Here is a 20131-nt window from a genome sequence, read left to right as displayed (position 1 = left end):
AAATAATATAATAAAGTGAGTGAAAATAATATTGTGATTAGAGAAATTTCTACGGCAGATGATATTCAAATTGCTGAAGTGATCCGTTCAGTGCTCATGGAGTTAGGTGCTCCAAAAGTAGGAACCGCTTACGAAGATGAAGCGCTTTTTAAAATGACCGAAACATATAAAAAACTTAAAGGCGCTTATTTTGTTGTGCTTAAGGAGGGTAAAGTTATTGGAGGCGCAGGAATATCTAAATTAGATGATGTTGAAGGGGAGACTTGCGAACTTCAGAAAATGTATTTTTTACCTGAAGCTCGTGGTATTGGAATGGGCGCCAAATTAATGGCTGTTTGTTTGCAAAAAGCCAAAGATTTAGGATTTACATATTGCTATTTAGAAACCTTACCGTATATGAAAGGTGCTAAGAAATTATATGCCAAAACAGGATTTAAAAATTTAGAAGCACCATTAGGAAACACAGGTCATCATGCGTGTAATGTGTGGATGCTTAAAACGCTTTAAAACGATTTATTTTGAAATTAAAAACCATACAACAGACGTTTCACGAGCAATTAGATACGCCTTTTGGATCACAAGAAGTAGATAGTTTTTTCTATTTATTAATAGAACATTATTTAGGCTTACGCCGAATTACACTTGCCTTAGAACCGCAATACGAAATTACAGAAACCGAAGCAAAACCATTATTTTTAGCTTTAGAACGTTTAAAAAATAGCGAACCCATTCAATATATTGTAGGAGAAACTGAGTTTTACGGATTACCTTTTCTGGTGAATCCTTATACGTTAATTCCGCGTCCAGAAACCGAAGAATTGGTAGAATGGATTATTGATAGCGTTAAAAATAGAGGAGATGTATCTTCTGAAATTAAAATATTAGATATTGGTACAGGAACAGGATGTATTGCCATTTCGTTAGCCAAACAATTACCAAACGCTAAAGTTTACGCCTTAGATGTTTCGGCGGAAGCCTTAAAAATGGCTAAAAAAAATGCCAACTTAAATACCGTAGATGTTACGTTTTTTGAAAACAACATTCTTACTATTGGTAACCAAACGCTTCAACCAGAATTAAAATTCGATATTATAGTTTCAAATCCGCCATACGTTCGCGAGCTTGAAAAACAAGAAATGAAAACTAATGTGTTGGCTCACGAACCACACTTGGCCTTATTTGTAGAAAATGATGAGCCGTTGGTATTTTATAAAGCCATTTCGCAATTTGCAAAACAAAACTTGAAGGCAAATGGACAATTGTTTTTTGAAATTAACGAATATTTAGGTCAGGAAATGATTACAATGTTACACGATGATGCGTTTAAAAACGTAGTACTTAAACAAGATATATTTAAAAAAGACCGTATGATTAAAGGTCACATCAATTAAAATAAAAATTATGAAATCAATAGCTGTTTTTTGTGGCGCAAGTGATGGGAATCATCAAGGAATTACCGATCAAGCTTATCATTTGGGAATGACTTTAGCAAAAAAGGAAATTACCTTAGTATATGGTGCTGCAAAAATTGGTATTATGGGACAGGTTGCAAATGGGATTATCGCCAATGGCGGAACTACGATTGGTATTATTCCTGGGTTTTTGGAAACTAAAGAGATTGTACATACACAATTATCAGAACTTATAGTGACTGAGAATATGCATGACAGAAAAGTATTGATGTATGAAAAAAGCGACGGGTTTATGATTATCCCTGGAGGATTTGGTACTATGGATGAGTTTTTTGAAATTGCAACTTGGGGCCAATTAGGCTTACATACCAAACCTATTGGAATTTTAAATAGTCATGGGTATTACAATGCGCTTATTGAGCAATGTAAAACAATGGTGCGTCATGGGTTTTTAAGTGAAGAAAACTTTAATGCCATTGTTATTGATGAGTCTATTGATGGGCTTTTAGAAAAAATGTATAATTTTAAACCTTTACCTGCACCGGCTTGGTTAAATAAAGATAGATTATAAAATGAATATCAAACAGCAAATTACCGCGTTAAGAGACGAACTTCGTCAACATAATTACAATTATTACACATTAGATAATCCTACAATTAGCGATTATGATTTTGATATAAAATTAAAGGAACTTCAAGCTTTAGAAACTGCACATCCAGAGTTTTTTGATGCCACATCTCCTACATTACGAGTTGGTGGAGAAATCACCAAAAATTTTGAAACAGTGGTGCACGATCATCGTATGTATTCGTTAGATAATTCATATTCTATTGAAGATTTACAAGATTGGGAATCACGTTTAAGAAAGCAGGTTGATGGCGATATTTCTTACACCTGTGAGTTGAAATATGATGGTGCTTCAATTAGTTTAACTTATGAAGATGGAAAATTAACTAAAGCGGTAACTCGTGGTGATGGTTTTCAAGGTGATAATGTTACTGCAAATATTAAAACGATAAAAACTGTGCCTTTACAATTAAAAGGCGATTATCCTCCAAAATTTGATATTAGAGGTGAAATTGTTTTGCCTTTTGAAGGGTTTCATAAAATGAATGAAGAACGTATTGATATTGGTGAAGAACCTTACCGAAATCCAAGAAATACAGCTTCAGGAAGTTTAAAATTACAAGACAGTTCGGAGGTTGCAAAACGACCTTTAGAATGTTTATTATATACTATTACTGGAGAAAATTTAAATATCACTTCACAATTTGAAGGTTTAGAAAAAGCGCGTAATTGGGGATTTAAAGTTCCTGACGTTGCAAAATTAGCACATTCTATTGATGAGGTTTTTGAGTTTATAAAATACTGGGATGTACATCGTCATGACTTACCTTATGAAACTGATGGGGTAGTAGTGAAAGTGAATAGCAGCTTTCAGCAAGACGAATTAGGGTATACGGCAAAAGCACCACGTTGGGCAATGGCTTACAAGTTTAAAGCTGAGCAAGTATCTACAAGATTAAACGAAATTACTTACCAAGTTGGTAGAACGGGAGCAATTACGCCTGTTGCAAATTTAGAACCTGTTGAATTAGCAGGAACCACTGTAAAACGTGCATCTTTACATAATGCCGATCAAATTGCAAAATTAGATATTAGAGAAGGTGATGAGGTGTATGTTGAAAAAGGAGGAGAGATTATCCCTAAAATTATTGCGGTAGATTTAAGTAAACGTCCAGCAGATTCTCAGGTAACACAATATATTACGGAATGTCCAGAATGTCATACCAAATTGGTAAGAGAAGATGGTGATGCCAAACATTATTGTCCTAATTATAATGGTTGTAGTCCGCAGATTATCGGACGTATTCAGCATTTTATTTCGAGAAAAGCCATGGATATTGATGGTTTAGGTGGTGAAACAGTCGCTTTATTAGTTAATGAAGGTTTAATTACTAACTATGCCGATTTATATACTTTAACTGTAGAGCAGTTATTGCCATTAGAACGTATGGCACAAAAAAGTGCTGAAAAATTAGTGCAAGGTGTCGCGTTATCTAAAGCGGTAGCTTTTGAGCGTGTTTTATTTGCTTTAGGAATAAGATTTGTAGGTGAAACAGTCGCTAAAAAACTAGCAAAACATTATAAGAGTATTGATGCGATTGCTAATGCTTCGGAAGAACATTTAGTGAACGTTGATGAAATAGGTGTGAAAATTGCAGAAAGTGTTGTTGCCTTTTTTACTTCCGAAGAAAATAGAAATATTATAGAGCGCCTTAAGGCATCTGGAATACAATTAGAGATTTCTGCCGAAAAATTAGCGGGACAAACTAATAAGTTGGAAGGATTAACCTTTGTGGTTTCTGGAGTATTTGTAATAGTTACGAGAAATGAGCTTAAAAAAATGATTGAAGATAACGGAGGTAAAGTGTCATCGTCAATTTCATCAAAAACAAGTTGTGTTGTTGCTGGAGATAAAATGGGGCCAAGTAAACGTACAAAAGCCGAAAGTTTAAATATTGAAATTATAACAGAACAAGAATTTTTGAGTAAACTAGAGTAATGTTATTTGTTAAAGAAATGATAATAATTTAGTATATTTGTCTTGTAATGAGAATTTTAAATACATGATAAAAAGGAAAGCCTTACAAGGGAGTTTGATAGTGTGCGGATTATTGTTTCTTGTGTTTCAATTTACTGGTTATGAGGTTTTTGCAGCCGGATTTCGTGCTGCGTCACTTATGTTAATGATTGCTTTGTATTATTCTGTAGTTAAAAAAAAGCAAATAGTCTTCTTTTTGTTTTTATCATTTTTCTGTTTTGGAGATCTCATTACTTTTATAAATTGGCTAGCTTCTAAGTTTAAAATTGATCTTTTAGGACAAATATATCTTATAGGAAATATTGCTTATATTGTGGCTTATATCATGTTAATTATATATGTATTTAAAAAAATACAGATAAAAAAGTTGTTTCCTCGTTTTTTATTTCACGTACTTGTTCTTCTTATTTTAGATATAGTATTTGTAGTTATTATAGCTGATACAGCAACAGAAGGTTTGGTGCCTTATGAATATTGGTTAGAGTTTGTATACAATAGCTTGTTGATGATATTGTTATCATTAGCGTTACTTAATGTCGCAAAAAATGAAAGTAGTAGATCAATGTATCTTTTGGTGGGAGCAATATGTATTGTTTTTTCAGAAGTTATACAGATGGCTTATTTTTATGTCTCAAATGATAATTTGCTAAATATATTATCTTCATTATTTATTGTAGCCGCTTTTGCTTCTTTATATTTGCATGTTGTTGCGGGTGTGGGGGAAAAAAGATGATTTAGAGTTAAATGGTGCCTAATTACTCTTTTTATTTTTTGAATTTAATATCTTTTCTGTGGAGTATTAAAATAGCTGTCGAAAGTATAAATGTGGTAATTGCAGTAGCAAAAAGTATACCGCCATCATTATTTACTTCAATTCCTAATAATGCAATATGAGATAATATAGCTCCCGAAATAACACCTATAGTTATTGTAGCCCCAATCCAAATTGTTTTAGGTATGATTAATAAAATACCAGCAATAAGTTCTATAACTCCGGTGAAAATTCTTCCGTAAGGTTCTAAATTAAGTGTCGAAAAAATATACACACTATCTGGATGTGCTGTAAACTTAAAACGTAAAGTTTGTATAAGTATTAAAGCAACAATAATTCTTAAGATTAAGGAAATTTTAGATATCATAATAGATTAGTTTCTTTTATAGTCGAAACTTTTTAGGTTACCTTATGAAAAAGTGTAAATAAATGATTTTTAGTTAAGAAGAGGTGCTTTAATTTGGGTTTTTTATATAAAAAAGCCTCTATAAAAGAGGCTTGATATGATATGTTGCTAAGTACTAATTATACTAAAATAGAAGCACCGTTTGCAGCTTTGTTTTTATTTCCGTCAAAGTAAAAATCAACTTTACCAAGGTTAATACCGTAGCATCCTACTTGATTAACTAATACGTTTTTGTCATCTTTGTTTTTAACTATTGTTGGTTTTGGTAAGAATGTATGTGTATGTCCTCCAATAATTAAATCGATATCTTTAGTCGCTTTAGCAAGGTTTAAATCGCAAATTTTATCAGGATTATCTTTGTAGTAGTAGCCAATATGTGATAAACAAATAATAAGGTCGCAATGCTCTTGTTCTTTTAATATACGTGTCATTTCTTGAGCTGTTTCAATAGGGTCAAGGTATTCGGTTTCTTTATACATTTTTTTACCTACTAAACCATCTAGTTTAATACCAAGTCCAAAAACACCAATTTTAATACCGTCTTTTACAAATACCTTGTATGGTTTTACATGTGTATCCATAATGGTATTTTTAAAGTCGTAATTGGCAGATATAAAATCAAATTTAGCATGTGGTAATTGTGCATACAAACCATCAATGCTATTATCAAAATCATGATTTCCAATAGTTGCAGCATCATATTTAAGCATACTCATTAGCTTAAACTCTAGTTCACCACCGTAATAATTAAAGTATGGCGTACCTTGAAAAATATCACCTGCATCTAATAATAATGTATTGGGATTGTCTTGTCTAATCGATTCCACTAAAGTTGCACGTCTAGCAACACCACCTTTGTTTGCATTTCTACCATCTTCAGGACCAAAAGCGTCAATATGACTATGGACATCATTGGTATGAAGAATCGTGATTTTTTTAGGAGCATTAGTAAAAGATTGTAATCCTAATCCACCTAAACCAACTAGTGTTGTTGCGGCAGCTGTTTGTTGTAAAAAGTCTCTTCTTTTCATGAGATATATTTTTTTCCTTATTAAAATAGGAAGTCTTTTATTATTTTAATTGAATGAAGCGATCATCAATAACCGGGTTAAGGGTGTCTTTTTTAGTGAAATAATCTATAAGAGCATTTCTAATTTTATAATCTAAAACGTATAAGCTATCGTTAGTTTTAAAGAAATCCATGTGGTCTCCACCATTATATAAATAATCATTTGTAGCTACAAAATAATTTTTTTCGTAATCAATAGGGGTATTATCTGTTGTTGTAGCAGAAGCGATTTCAAAATCTGGAGTAAGCGCTAATTTAAAACCATGTACAGGGTGTGAGCGTCTAGCTTTTGCTAGATATTTAAACATTTCTTTTATCTGAGCACCTTTTAAACTTGTGACTACAATAGAGTTTTCAAAAGGCATAATTTCATAGGCTGTTTTTGTAGTTACTACACCTTTTGACAGTATAGATCTTATCCCACCATGATTAAGAATTACAAAATCAATATTTTCATTTGTACGTTTATTAAAAATAGGATTTGCCTCTTCATAAACAGCATCAGCCATCATGTTACCAATAGCGGTATTGTACTCACCACCTCTTTTAGTATAAGTATCTACAGAATACGAAAGTGGTGTATTCATGTTTTTCTCTAGGTTTTCCCTAAAAGGTTTTATGAAATTATCAATAGTTTTATCTGTTGTAATACTATCTGTGATAGGTACCAGTTTTCCTTCTATTCTATAAAGGTTGTTTTCTTGTTTACAAGACGTTAAACTAATTACGAAAAACGTTAAAAAAAGATATTTAAAATTCATTATTTTATTATGAAAAAGTTAGCTAAAACATGTAGGCACTTTTAGTACCTTTGCGCAAAAGTATAAAGATAAATGTTTTTAAGCGCTTTTAAAGAGAAATCAAATCAAAAATACATCAATAAATTGTTAACAGACAGAACACGTACTGTTAATAAATGCAAGGTGCAAACCGTTGGTGTGGTTTTAAATTTTACAGAATTCACAGATGTAGAGGTTTTTAAATCTTTTTTTAAGACATTAAATATATCTGAAACGGCTATAGAAATTGTAGCTTTTGTAGATAAAGAAAAAGACGAACATAAACTTTGGGGAACCTTTTTTACACCAAAAGATTTTGGATGGAAAGACTCTTTTAAAAATAATGAGCTAAAAACGTTTTTAAATAAAGACTTTGATGCACTTATTTGCTTTTATAAACAAGATATTACATTATTAAACGTAATGGCGGCAGCATCTAAAGCTAATTTTAAAATAGGATTATCAGGAGTAGATGACAGATTATACGATTTAATGATTGATGTGAAACCCGAAGAGGTTTCGGTATTTAATAAAGAATTAAAAAAATATCTAACGATTTTAAATAAACTATAATGAATAAATTTTTTGGAACGGGTGTTGCTTTAATTACGCCTTTTAACTCAGATCAAACTATCGATTTTGATGCCTTAAAAACGATTGTAAATTATAATATAGATAATGGTACAAATTATCTAGTAATAAGCGGTACTACAGGAGAAAGTGTTACAGTTACAGCTAAAGAAAAACAAGAAATCATCAATACTATTGTAAAAACTAACAATGGTCGTGTACCTTTAGTTTTAGGAATTGGTGGAAATAATACAGCACAAGTAATTGCAGAAATTAAAGCAACAGATTTATCTGCAATAGATGCTATTTTATCTGTATCACCATATTATAGTAAACCTACACAAGAAGGAATTTACCAACACTTTAAAGCCATTGCTGAAGCCACTTCAAAAAATATTATGTTATATAATGTTCCAGGAAGAACAAGCTCAAACATGTCTGTTGAAACTATTTTACGTTTAGCAAACGACTTTAAAAATATTTTCTCGGTAAAAGAAGCCGGAGGAAAAATGGGACAATATCTTCAATTATTAAAAGATAAACCTTCAGACTTTTTAGTGATTTCAGGAGATGATGATTTAGCATTATCAGTTGTTTTAGCCGGTGGAGCAGGAGTAGTTTCTGTATTAGGACAAGGTGTGCCAAAACAATTTACTAAGATGATTGCGCTTGGTTTAGAAGGAAAAGTTAAAGAAGCTTACCAAATTCATTATCAATTAATGGAGCTAACAGATTTAATTTTTGAAGAAAATAATCCTGCCGGAATAAAAGCCGTATTTGAAGCTTTAGATCTTGCAAAAGATACTGTAAGACTACCGTTAGTAGTAGCTTCAGATGCTTCAAAACAGAAAATTAAAACTGCTTTAAAGGCCTTAGATTAAATCTTAAAAAGTTAAAGTTAATATAAAGCTTCCGTAGAAGATAAGACAACCTTTAAATTAGCATAAAATTTTTGTTTTTATTATACGTTATTAATACGTACTTTTGCATTCTGTTTAAATCTTATGAAGAACATTTTTTACACACTTTTATTAGTCGTACTATTCAGCTCATGTAGCGAATACCAAAAAGCACTAAAGTCTGATGACGTCGCTGTTAAGTTTAAACAGGGAACAGAGCTTTATGACGCTGGGAAATACAATAAAGCTAACCGCTTATTTGAACAAATTGTACCACAATATCGCGGGAAACCACAAGCCGAAAAACTAATGTTTATGCATGCAAATAGCTTTTATGAAACTAAAAGTTATCATGTAGCAGGTTATCGTTTTGAGCGTTTTGAGGACAATTATCCAAGAAGTGAAAAAGCCGAAGAAGCTTCATTTTTATCAGCAAAAAGCTTTTACATGTTATCGCCTGTTTATAGTAAAGAACAGAAAGAAACTATTGAAGCTTTAAATAAGTTACAGATTTTTATTAGTAAGTATCCAAATTCTGAATTTTTACCAGAAGTAAATATAATGGTTCAAGAATTAGACGCTAAACTAGAAAAGAAAGCTTTCGAAATTGCTAAGCAATATAATTTTATAGCTTATTATGATGCCTCAGATTATGAAGCAGCCATTAAAGCTTTCGATAATTTCTTATTAGATTACCCAGGAACAAGTTATAGAGAAGACGCTATGTACTACAGATTTGAGTCGGCACAAAAGCTGGCTGTAAATAGTACAATTTACAAAAAAGAAAAACGTCTTAACATTGCGCAAGCATTTTATAATTCGTTTATTAAAGCTTACCCAGCATCAAAACATGCAGATGAAGTAAGTGCTATGAACGAACAAATGCAATTAGAATTTCAAAATATTAAAACAAAAAGTTAATTATATACACGATGGATTTAAAAAAGACCACTGCTCCAGTAAGTTCTGTTACTTACAACAGAAATGAAATTGATGCTCCAACTGGAAATATCTACGAAGCGATATCGGTAATTGCTAGAAGAGCAGAGCAAATTAATACAGACATCCGTAGAGAATTAGTAGACAAATTAGAAGAGTTTGCTACATATAACGACAGTCTTGAAGAGATCTTTGAAAACAAAGAACAAATTGAGGTTTCTAAGTTTTACGAAAAATTACCTAAACCACATGCTTTAGCTGTTCAAGAATGGGTAGACGATAAGATTTATTTTAGAAATACTGAAGACGACGTTCAGGAGTAAATAATATAAGATGTCAATATTAAGCGGCAAAAACATACTTTTAGGAATAACTGCTGGTATCGCTGCTTATAAGACAGCTGGCCTAGTAAGGCTATTTATAAAAGCAGGCGCAAACGTAAAGGTCGTTATGACGCCTGCTTCTAAAGACTTCATTACACCTTTAACACTTTCTACATTATCTAAAAACCCCGTACATTCTACGTTTACTAACGAAGATGATGACGATGCGGTTTGGAATAATCATGTTGAATTAGGTTTGTGGGCAGACATTTTTGTCATCGCTCCAGCAACAGCAAACACCATGTCTAAAATGGCAAACGGTACTTGCGATAACCTATTAATGGCAACCTATTTGTCTGCAAAATGCCCTGTGTATTTTGCTCCAGCAATGGATTTGGATATGTACAAACATCCAAGTACTTTACATTCTTTTGAAAAACTAACATCCTTCGGAAACATTATGATTCCTGCAACAAGCGGCGAATTGGCAAGTGGTTTAGTTGGAGAAGGTCGTATGGCAGAACCTGAAGATATTATGGCTTTTATTACAGCTGATATTTTAGGAAAACTACCTCTACGCGGAAAAAAAGTACTCATAACAGCAGGTCCAACTTACGAAGCTATTGATCCTGTTCGTTTTATAGGAAATCATAGTAGCGGTAAAATGGGATATGCTATTGCAAAAGCAGCAGCAAATTTAGGAGCAGAAGTGATTTTGGTTTCAGGACCATCTCACGAAACTATTTCTCACAGTTTAGTGCAACTTATTAAAGTAACTAGTGCTCAAGAAATGTATGACGCAGTACACAAACATTTTGAAACTACAGATATTGGTATACTTTCGGCAGCTGTAGCAGATTACAGACCAAAATTTGTAGCCAATCAGAAAATAAAAAAGAAAGATCCAACGTTTAGTATAGAGTTAGAAAAAACCAAAGATATTCTAGCCTCGTTAGGCGCTATAAAAACAACACAATTTTTAGTGGGTTTTGCTTTAGAAACTAATAATGAATTAGAACACGCAAAAGGAAAACTAAAAGCTAAGAATTTAAATTTAATTGTCTTAAATTCGTTAAACGATAAAGGAGCAGGTTTTGGTGGTTCAACAAATAAGGTTACATTTATAACAAGTGATCATCAAATTATGGCTCAAGAATTAAAATCGAAAACTCAAGTAGCTTCCGATTTAATGGCTCAAATTTTAAAACAATTCAATGCGTAACATTCTTTTTATTATAGCGTTTATAGCAGTGTTTTTTACAGCACAATCACAAGAACTTAATTGTAACTTAGTGGTTAATGCAGAACAAACAGGAAACGAAAACGACCAGCTTTTTCAAACTTTAGAGCGTCAGCTTACAGAGTTTATTAATAAAAAAACATGGACTAATAAAAAGTATAAATTACAAGAGCGCATTAATTGTGGTATTGTAATAACTATTTTAGAAAATAAAAACGACGCCTTTAATGCAACCATACAAGTACAGTCTTCACGACCTGTGTTTAATTCGTCTTATAGTACACCAGTATATAATTTTAACGATAAGAATTTTTCGTTTAGCTATTTAGAATTTCAAAATTTAATATATAATGCTAATCAGTTTGAATCTAATTTGGTTTCGGTATTAGCATTTCATGTATATATGATTTTAGGTTTAGATGCAGATACTTTTTCACCACAAGGAGGCGATGAGTATTTTGAACAAGCTCAAAACATTGTAAGTTATTCGCAACAAGAAAGCCATTTAGGATGGAGCTTAAAAGACGGTCCACAAACTAGATTTGCATTAGTTGAAAATGTATTATCTCCTACTTATAAGGAATTCAGATCGGTTATGTATAATTATCACAGAAACGGTTTAGATGTTATGGCTAACGATAAAAAAGCCGCTAAAACAACTATTTTAGAATCAATATCTGAATTAGAGATGATGAATCGTCGCAGACCAAATTCATTTTTAATGCGTGTATTCTTTGATGCTAAAGCAGATGAAATTGAACAGATTTTTACCGGTGGGCCAACAGTAAAAGTAACAGATGTTATTGCAACATTAACTAAGATTGCTCCAATGCATGCTTCAAAATGGAGAAATATTACCTTTTAAATGTTTATTAAGGAGTTATTAAACTACTAATTTTAAACTAAAGAATGCTAACAACACTTTCCATAAAAAATTACGCATTAATTGATAATCTTCAAGTAGATTTCAATAGCGGGTTAACTATTATTACAGGTGAAACAGGAGCAGGGAAATCTATCTTGCTAGGAGGTTTATCTTTAATATTAGGAAAAAGAGCCGATTTAAGTAGTATAAAAGACACGTCTAAAAAATGTGTAATTGAAGCGACTTTTGATATCGAAAACTACAATTTAAAACCACTTTTTGTAACCGAAGATTTAGATTACGAACCGCAAACCATTATTAGAAGAGAGATTTTACCTTCAGGGAAATCTAGAGCTTTTATAAATGATACACCGGCCAATTTAAGTAGTCTTCAGGTTTTAGGAAAGCAGCTGTTAGATATCCATTCGCAACACCAAACCTTACAATTAACTAATGATGATTTTCAGTTTAAAGTTATTGATGCTTTATCAGAAAACAGTTCGTATATCTTAAAATATGCCACTAAATTATCAGGATTTAAAAAATTAAAGAAAGCGCTTGTAGTTCTTCAAAATCAAAAAATAGAGGCCACAAAAGAACTCGATTATAATCTGTTTCTATTAAAAGAATTAGAAGACGCCAAATTAGTAGATGGTGAATTTGAAGCTTTAGAAAAAGAATATGAAACGCTTAATAATATTGAAGAAATAAGCGAACGTCTTACCACATCACACGAGTTATTAAGTAACGATGAAGTAGGTGTAGTGGCGAGTCTTACAGAAATAAAAAATCAATTATCAAAATTATCAGCTTATGGTGATAACTATCAAGCGGTTTCCAATCGTATAAATAGCAGCTTAATTGAATTGGACGATGTGTTTTCTGAAATTGAAAATCTAAAAGACGATTTAGAAGCCGATCCTAATAGATTACAAGCTGTAAATTCTAAACTGCAAATATTACACAATTTAATGCAAAAGCATGTTGTAACTACAGTTTCAGAATTAATAGAAAACAGGGATGATTTACAAGAAAAAGTGTTGGTTACTGAAAATTTAGACCAAACCATTCTTGATAAAGAAACAGAATTACAAGCGGTTGAAACACAATTAAACGAGTTGGCAGCCAAAATACATAAACGTCGTAAAGGCGCAACTCCTAAATTGGTAAAACAGTTGGAAGCTTTATTGGCAACCTTAGGAATGCCTAATGCACGATTTAATGTCGCATTGAATCTTTCGGAGACCTTTTTTAATAATGGAAAAGATGAATTAGAGTTCTTATTTTCTGCAAATAAAGGCGGACAATTTAACGAACTTAAAAAAGCAGCATCTGGAGGAGAGTTGTCACGTATTATGCTAGCCATAAAATCTATCCTTACCAATTACACACAATTACCAACCATCATGTTTGATGAAATTGATACAGGAGTTTCTGGAGAAATTTCTAATAAAATGGGCGTAATTATGCAAGCAATGAGTAAGACCATGCAAGTATTTACAATTACACACTTGCCACAAATTGCAGCAAAAGGCGATATTCATTTTAAAGTATATAAAGAAGATATTAACGAGATTACCCAAACACAATTAAAACGATTAACTGCCGAAGAGCGTACTGTTGAAATAGCTCAAATGCTTGGAGGATTAGAGGTGTCAAGCTCAGCATTAGAACATGCTAAACAATTATTAAACTAAACTGCATTATATTGATAAGAAGTCAATATATAAGTGAAGCTGAATTATACATAGAATAGAAAAGTTTTCATAACTTTGAAAGCGTTAACAGATAGAAAAAATAACATTATGTCATACAATTTATTAAAAGGAAAACGAGGAATTATTTTTGGAGCATTAGATGAAAATTCAATTGCTTGGAAAACTGCCGAACGTGTTCACGAAGAAGGAGGAACATTTGTATTAACAAACGCACCAATTGCAATGCGTATGGGACAAATTGATGAATTAGCTAAAAAAACAGGATCTCAAATTATTCCTGCTGATGCAACATCAATAGAAGACCTTGAAAATCTTGTAGCTAAATCTGTAGAGATTTTAGGAGGAAAAATTGACTTCGTATTACACTCAATCGGAATGTCTGTTAATGTAAGAAAAGGAAAAGCTTATACAGATCAAAATTATGCTTGGACTCAAAAAGGAACAGATGTTTCTGCAATGTCTTTTCATAAAGTAATGCAAACCTTATACAAAGCAGATGCTATGAATGAATGGGGAAGTATTGTGGCATTATCTTATATGGCTGCACAACGTGTATTTCCTGATTACAATGATATGGCAGATAATAAAGCTTATTTAGAGAGTATAGCTCGTAGTTTTGGATATTTCTTCGGAAAAGATAAAAACGTTAGAGTAAATACTATTTCTCAATCACCAACACCAACAACAGCAGGTCAAGGAGTAAAAGGATTTGATGGTTTTATTGCTTATGCAGATAAAATGTCGCCTTTAGGAAATGCTACAGCTTTAGATTGTGCTAACTACACCGTATCTATGTTTAGTGATTTAACAAAAATGGTAACATTACAAAACTTACTTCATGATGGAGGATTTAGTAATGTAGGTGTTAGTAAGGAGGTTATGGATACATTTATGGATGCGCAATAAAACGATATCTTATAAATTTAAAAAAAGAGGTGCTATATGCACCTCTTTTTTGCTTTAATCTATTTAAAGAAAAAAAAGAATAAGTAATTTTTTTCTGCCATTTTTTTTGATTTTATAAAAATTAACGCTTTTAATCGATGAAAACACACGTTTTAACTATTATTTATATTATATGTTAAAAATTTGTTATCTAATCAATAGATTTAAGGAATTAACAACATTTTATTAACTAAAAACTATTTATACATGAAAAAAATTACTTTATTGTTTTTTGCAATGTTAACATCAACCTTTATGTTTTCACAAGTTGGAATCTCATCAGATTTTGATTCAGGAACACCAGCAGGGTGGACGGATACTTACGGTAATACCTCTACGGCTGCTTGTTCGGGGAATTCAGAAAGAGATAATATATGGAGTTCAGGTGCTTCTGGGAATTTAACAACTCCTAATCAAGTAGGGGTATCAAATGGTACAGACCTAGAAATTTCTTTCGATTATAAAATTTTAGATTATAGTTATACAACTCCATCTGAAGCAACAGCAGCAGGTTGGGGAATAGCAGAGTTAGAATATTCTACCGATGACGGAAGTAGTTGGAATACAGTATTAACTATTGATGATAGTAATCATGTTGTAGCAACTACATGTGCTACTATCATGGCTACGATACCAGGTACTTCATTACCAACAGGAAGCGATGTTAAATTACGAATATTAAACACATGGGCTTCAGGAGATTATTATTTTTATATAGATAATTTTGCTGCTGCTCAAACTGTTGTTAATCCACCAAATTGTGATTCAGCATTAACTCAAACTACAAATATATCTTTAGATGGAGATATAAGTTGGAGTACTGCAACAGGAATTCCTACAGGATATTACATAACAGTAGGAACATCTTCAGGAGGAAATGACCTTGTAGATAATGTAGACAATGGAAATGTATTAAGCTATAGTATAGGGACTTTAAATGAAGCAACTACTTATTATGTAACCATAACGCCTTATAATGATAATGGTAGTGCAACAGGGTGTACAGAAAGTAGTTTTACAACATTAACAACACCAACAAATGATGAATGTTCAGATGCCGAAGCGTTAACTGTTAATCTAGATCTTGAATGTGGAACAGTAACTTCTGGAACAGTTTTAGGAGCAACAGACTCGGGAATAACAGACTCATCTTGTTCAGGAACAAGTAATGATGATGTTTGGTACTCTTTTGTAGCGACATCATCATTGCATAAAGTTGATTTATTAAATGTTTTAGGAAGTCCTACTGATTTGTATCACGCAGTTTATGATGGAACTTCTGGATGTGGTACTTTAGGAGCTGCTTTAACATGCTCTGATTCAAATTCAAGTGAAACTTCAGGGTTAACTATCGGGAATACATATTATGTACAAGTATATAGCTATAGCTCTGCAGAAGGATCAACAACAACTTTTGATGTTTGTGTTGGTACACCACCAGCACCTCCTGCAAATAATGATTGTTCAGGAGCAATAGCGGTAACAGAATCAACAGATTCTTCTTGTGATAATGCTATTTCAGGAACAACTGTATCTGCTTCAAATACTTCAGATTATGACTGTTCTACTACCTATAATGATGTGTGGTACACATTTACTCCATCAGAAACAAATTCTTATATTTTCAATAGATCTTTAACAACAGGTACATCATCTACATATTTATCTGTATATTCAGGAGACTGTGGATCTTTAACAAGAATGAATTCAAGTTGTTATTCAACATCTCTTTCTGAAGATTTAACTGCAGGAGAAACTTATTACGTTTCTATAGCAAGTTATGGGGAGGTAGATTTTGATTTATGCGTATATAAAGCGCCGTTACCTCCTGCAAATAATGATTGTTCAGGAGCAATAGCGGTAACAGAATCAACAGATTTTTCTTGTGATAATGCTATTTCAGGAACAACTGTATCTGCTTCAAATACTTCAGATTATGACTGTTCTACTACCTATAATGATGTGTGGTACACATTTACTCCATCAGAAACAAATTCTTATATTTTCAATAGATCTTTAACAACAGGTACATCATCTACATATTTATCTGTATATTCAGGAGACTGTGGATCTTTAACAAGAATGAATTCAAGTTGTTATTCAACATCTCTTTCTGAAGATTTAACTGCAGGAGAAACTTATTACGTTTCTGTAGCAAGTTATGGGGAAGCAGATTTTGATTTATGTATTTATCCTGAAGATATTACACCTCCAGCAAATGATGAGTGTGTTGATGCAATATCATTACCTGTTGAAACTAATATTACAGACTTAGATTCAGCTACTCAGACAGACGGAGAGATAGGTGCTGCTACCGATTCAGGTGTTCCAGACACTTCAGGAACAGCAAATGATGATGTTTGGTATTCTTTCACAGCGACTGTAGCAGCTATTAACATTGATGTTATTGATGATTTTGATGGTGTTGTTGAAGTGTTTTCTGGAGATTGTACTACTTTAACTTCTATTGAGAACGATGATTATGATGGAGCAAGTAGTAACCCTTCAATTAGCCGTTCAGATTATACTATTGGAGAAACTTATTATGTAAGAGTTTATAATTACTCATCTACTGCAACAAATTCTCCTGCTTTTAAAATAGCTGTATGGTCAACAGATAGTGTTTTATCTATTGGTAGTTTTGAAACAGAATCTCAGTTTAAATACTATCCAAACCCAGTTAATAACCAATTAAGCTTAAGAGCACAAGCTAACATTCAAAATGTAGCAGTGTACAATATGTTAGGACAAGAAGTTATTACAGCTAAACCTAATACTATGGATAGCGATGTAAATATGTCTGCATTACAAACTGGAGCTTATTTTGTTAAAGTAACAATTAACGGTAATACAGAAACAATACGAGTGATTAAAAACTAATATTATAAGTTTTTAACTTAATTTATAAAAGCGCCTTAACGATAAGTTAAGGTGCTTTTTTTTGTTTTTAAAAATCTCATTATTAGTGTTTTATCGAGTATAAGCCGTCTTGAACGATTTAATATGGTAGCATCAATATTATTGAATATTTTAGTATTGCTATTAATCAAATCTAAAAATTTTTAAAAATGAAAAAAATTACACTATTACTACTATTTACTGTGTTTAGTTTTGGGTATGCCCAAAACGGAGGTGATAACTGCGCAAATGCAGTTACTGTAGCTGCAAATACAACGTTTACAAATACAACTATTAATACCCTTGTACAAGGAGGTGAAATGGGGAATGCAACCTATAGTGCAGCATGGTTTGCTTTTACAGCTCCAAGTGATGGAACAATAACAGTCTCTTCGTGTTCTGGGAGTGGTGACACTTATGTCTTTATAGGTTCGGGTACTTGTGGAAGTTTAACAGCTATACAATTTAATGACGATTGTGGAACAAGTTTTGGGTCTGAAATTGCAGATTTAATTGTTGATTCTGGAGTCACATATTACATTGAATGGGAAAAATATTGGGGAACTTCACCAGAAGTTTTTGATTGGTCTTTTGCTTTTACACCTTCAGCAACTTGTGGCGAAATTTCAGGACTAGCATTTACAAGCATTGTAGATACTTCAGTTAATTTCGATATTGAAGTGCCAATTTCTGGAGGAACTCCAATACAATATAATTGGCAATTGGTACCTTCAGGGAATGCTCCAAACACAGGAATAGTTACCTCAGGAACATCAACAAGTTTATCTGTAAATGCTACAGGTTTAACAGCAAATACAAGCTATGATATTTATATAGAAACGGTTTGTGGAGCAAGTTCTAGTGTGCGAAATGGACCACATAATTTTACCACAGCATTGGGTACACCTCCGGTTAATGATACTTGTGAAGGTGCAATATTGGCTACACAAGAAATAAGTGTGCCAGTTGTAGCAAATGCTACAGCTCATGCTTCTACAATTGAAAATGCATACTTTACGTTGGATCCTTCAGATTGCTTTGGGGGTGGTGATACTTCAGATGATGTTTGGTTTTCTTTTGTAGCTAAAACAGCCGATGTAAATATTACAGTTGATGGTGAGTTTGATGTTGCATTAACTCTTTATGAAACAACAGATAATACCTGTGAAACTTTAAATCAGATAGAATGTACAGATAATGTTTTAGGAACAGGAGAAGAAGAAATAAATAAATCAGGATTATCAATAAATGATACTTATTATTTTAGAGTATATCAATATTCTAATGTAGAGCCAGCAAATGGAACATTTACATATAAATTATGGTCGTCATCAACGTTACATACAGAAAGTGTTGAGACTGTTGCAGATTTTAAATACTATCCTAACCCCGTTAAAAATGAATTATCACTAAAAGCCAAGAGTGTAATTCAGCAGATTACAATCTATAATATGCTAGGACAACAAGTTTTAAATACTGCTCCAAATACATTAGAAAGTACAGTAAATATGAGTACGCTAAACACAGGGACTTATGTGGTACAAGTTACCATTAATGAGCTCACAAAAACTATACGTGTAATTAAGCAATAAGCTTATTGTAATAAAATTCTTAAAAGCCACCTAATAGGTGGCTTTTATTGTTTGTTTATGTACCTTTGTAAGGTATGAATTCACTTAGTTTTTCGTTTATAATCCCTGTGTATAACAGGCCCGATGAGGTAAAAGAGCTTTTAGAAAGCTTTACCGCGTTAGAAGGTAATTTTAATTTTGAAATTGTAATTATTGAAGATGGCTCAACAGTTGATTGTAAGGCTGTTATTGATAGTTATAGTGAGCTATTAAATATCACCTATTTTTTCAAACAAAATTCAGGTCCTGGAGACTCTAGAAACTATGGTATGAAAAATGCCAAAGGGAATTATTTTATAATTTTAGATTCAGATTGTATACTCCCAGAACAATATTTGGGAGCTGTAAATAATAATTTATCTGAGAATTATATAGATTGTTTTGGAGGTCCAGATACGGCACATCAATCATTTACAAATCTTCAAAAAGCAATTAATTTCACGATGACTTCTTTCATCACTACAGGTGGAATTAGAGGCGGGAAAACTAAAGTTAATAAGTTTGAACCTCGAAGTTTTAATATGGGACTTTCTAAAAAAGCTTTTGAAAGTTCAAAAGGATTTGGAGTGATTCATCCAGGTGAAGATCCAGATTTATCAATTAGATTAGAGAAATTAGGGTTTAAAACACGATTAATATCTGAAGCTTACGTATTCCATAAACGAAGAATTTCATGGTCTAAATTTTATATACAAGTCAATAAATTTGGTATGGTTCGTCCCATTTTAAATCAATGGCATCCAGAAACATCTAAAATAACTTATTGGTTACCTACATTGTTTTCCGGAGGTTTTATAATTTCATTAGTACTATTACTGTTCAATATAAAATTTGCAATTACTATTTATGCCTTATACTTTACAATGGCTTTTATTGTTGCATTAGTATCTAGTAAAAGTATTGTGGTGGCTTTTCAAGCTTTAATAGCTATTGTAATTCAGTTTTTTGGTTACGGGTTTGGCTTTCTAAAATCTACATTTTTGGTAGGTATTTTAAAAAGAGATCCAGAAAAACAATTTCCTCATTTATTTTTTAAACATGCTAAATAGTTTTAAAACC

Annotated in this window: 19 protein-coding genes; 16 read left to right on the top strand and 3 right to left on the bottom strand. The window is 32.2% G+C overall.

Annotated elements, in window-relative coordinates; all coding sequences use genetic code 11:
- Positions 1-15: 15 nt before the first annotated feature.
- The 5 genes from ACU4C5_RS14845 (at position 16) to ACU4C5_RS14825 (ending at position 4751) form a co-directional block, all read left to right on the top strand.
- Positions 16-507, top strand: coding sequence for a GNAT family N-acetyltransferase (locus tag ACU4C5_RS14845; RefSeq protein ID WP_446844999.1), 492 nt, complete (start codon positions 16-18; stop codon positions 505-507).
- Positions 508-518: 11 nt separating this feature from the next.
- The gene (gene prmC / locus ACU4C5_RS14840; protein WP_446844997.1) at positions 519-1391 is read left to right on the top strand and encodes a peptide chain release factor N(5)-glutamine methyltransferase; all 873 of its coding nucleotides are present in this window, start codon (positions 519-521) and stop codon (positions 1389-1391) included.
- Positions 1392-1401: 10 nt separating this feature from the next.
- Entirely contained in the window at positions 1402-1983 is a 582-nt protein-coding gene (locus tag ACU4C5_RS14835) for an LOG family protein (protein WP_446844995.1), read from the top strand.
- Between the two features lies 1 nt (position 1984).
- Positions 1985-3979: an NAD-dependent DNA ligase LigA gene (gene ligA, locus ACU4C5_RS14830; protein ID WP_446844994.1), complete on the top strand. Its 1995-nt coding sequence runs from the start codon at positions 1985-1987 to the stop codon at positions 3977-3979.
- 64 nt (positions 3980-4043) lie between these two features.
- Positions 4044-4751 (top strand): hypothetical protein, encoded by a 708-nt coding sequence (locus ACU4C5_RS14825; protein ID WP_446844993.1) that lies wholly within the window; start codon positions 4044-4046, stop codon positions 4749-4751.
- 31 nt (positions 4752-4782) lie between these two features.
- Here ACU4C5_RS14825 and ACU4C5_RS14820 read toward each other — a convergent pair whose 3' ends face one another.
- The 3 genes from ACU4C5_RS14820 to ACU4C5_RS14810 form a co-directional block, all read right to left on the bottom strand.
- A complete protein-coding gene (locus ACU4C5_RS14820; RefSeq protein ID WP_446844992.1) occupies positions 4783-5157 on the bottom strand; it encodes a DoxX family membrane protein in 375 nt (124 codons plus the stop codon).
- 158 nt (positions 5158-5315) lie between these two features.
- Positions 5316-6227 (bottom strand): bifunctional metallophosphatase/5'-nucleotidase, encoded by a 912-nt coding sequence (locus ACU4C5_RS14815; RefSeq protein ID WP_446844991.1) that lies wholly within the window; start codon positions 6225-6227, stop codon positions 5316-5318.
- Positions 6228-6267: 40 nt separating this feature from the next.
- Entirely contained in the window at positions 6268-7026 is a 759-nt protein-coding gene (locus ACU4C5_RS14810) for a 5'-nucleotidase C-terminal domain-containing protein (RefSeq protein WP_446844990.1), read from the bottom strand.
- Between the two features lie 72 nt (positions 7027-7098).
- On the opposite strand from ACU4C5_RS14810, the gene ACU4C5_RS14805 reads away from it, so the two are divergent.
- The 11 genes from ACU4C5_RS14805 to ACU4C5_RS14755 all read left to right on the top strand — a co-directional run bounded on the left by ACU4C5_RS14805 (position 7099) and on the right by ACU4C5_RS14755 (position 20121).
- On the top strand, positions 7099-7617 hold the full coding sequence (locus ACU4C5_RS14805; protein ID WP_446844989.1) for a DUF6913 domain-containing protein: 519 nt from the start codon (positions 7099-7101) through the stop codon (positions 7615-7617).
- Positions 7617-8495, top strand: a complete 879-nt coding sequence (dapA, locus tag ACU4C5_RS14800) for a 4-hydroxy-tetrahydrodipicolinate synthase (RefSeq protein ID WP_446844988.1) — start codon at positions 7617-7619, stop codon at positions 8493-8495. The genes ACU4C5_RS14805 and dapA overlap by 1 nt, the downstream gene beginning before the upstream one ends.
- A gap of 123 nt (positions 8496-8618) precedes the next feature.
- Complete coding sequence (locus ACU4C5_RS14795) at positions 8619-9434, top strand: outer membrane protein assembly factor BamD (RefSeq protein WP_446844987.1); 816 nt, start codon at positions 8619-8621, stop codon at positions 9432-9434.
- A gap of 11 nt (positions 9435-9445) precedes the next feature.
- Positions 9446-9775 (top strand): DNA-directed RNA polymerase subunit omega, encoded by a 330-nt coding sequence (locus ACU4C5_RS14790; RefSeq protein ID WP_446844986.1) that lies wholly within the window; start codon positions 9446-9448, stop codon positions 9773-9775.
- A 10-nt stretch (positions 9776-9785) separates the two neighbouring features.
- Positions 9786-10997 carry a bifunctional phosphopantothenoylcysteine decarboxylase/phosphopantothenate--cysteine ligase CoaBC gene (gene coaBC, locus ACU4C5_RS14785; protein WP_446844985.1) on the top strand — a complete coding sequence of 404 codons (1212 nt, stop codon included), beginning with the start codon at positions 9786-9788 and terminating at the stop codon, positions 10995-10997.
- On the top strand, positions 10990-11880 hold the full coding sequence (porD, locus tag ACU4C5_RS14780) for a type IX secretion system protein PorD (RefSeq protein ID WP_446844984.1): 891 nt from the start codon (positions 10990-10992) through the stop codon (positions 11878-11880). Before coaBC ends, porD begins: the two co-directional genes overlap by 8 nt.
- A 44-nt stretch (positions 11881-11924) precedes the next feature.
- On the top strand, positions 11925-13577 hold the full coding sequence (gene recN / locus ACU4C5_RS14775) for a DNA repair protein RecN (protein WP_446844983.1): 1653 nt from the start codon (positions 11925-11927) through the stop codon (positions 13575-13577).
- Positions 13578-13685: 108 nt separating this feature from the next.
- On the top strand, positions 13686-14504 hold the full coding sequence (locus ACU4C5_RS14770) for an enoyl-ACP reductase FabI (protein ID WP_446844982.1): 819 nt from the start codon (positions 13686-13688) through the stop codon (positions 14502-14504).
- A gap of 246 nt (positions 14505-14750) precedes the next feature.
- Positions 14751-17423, top strand: coding sequence for a T9SS type A sorting domain-containing protein (locus ACU4C5_RS14765; RefSeq protein WP_446844981.1), 2673 nt, complete (start codon positions 14751-14753; stop codon positions 17421-17423).
- Positions 17424-17611: 188 nt separating this feature from the next.
- Entirely contained in the window at positions 17612-19033 is a 1422-nt protein-coding gene (locus ACU4C5_RS14760) for a T9SS type A sorting domain-containing protein (protein ID WP_446844980.1), read from the top strand.
- Positions 19034-19107: 74 nt separating this feature from the next.
- Positions 19108-20121: a glycosyltransferase family 2 protein gene (locus ACU4C5_RS14755; RefSeq protein ID WP_446844979.1), complete on the top strand. Its 1014-nt coding sequence runs from the start codon at positions 19108-19110 to the stop codon at positions 20119-20121.
- The last annotated feature ends 10 nt before the right edge of the window (positions 20122-20131 follow it).

It is taken from the genome of Lacinutrix undariae, assembly GCF_052934785.1.
The sequence above is the reverse complement of the archived record's forward strand: the minus strand, read 5'-3'. Positions and strand labels throughout refer to the sequence as shown.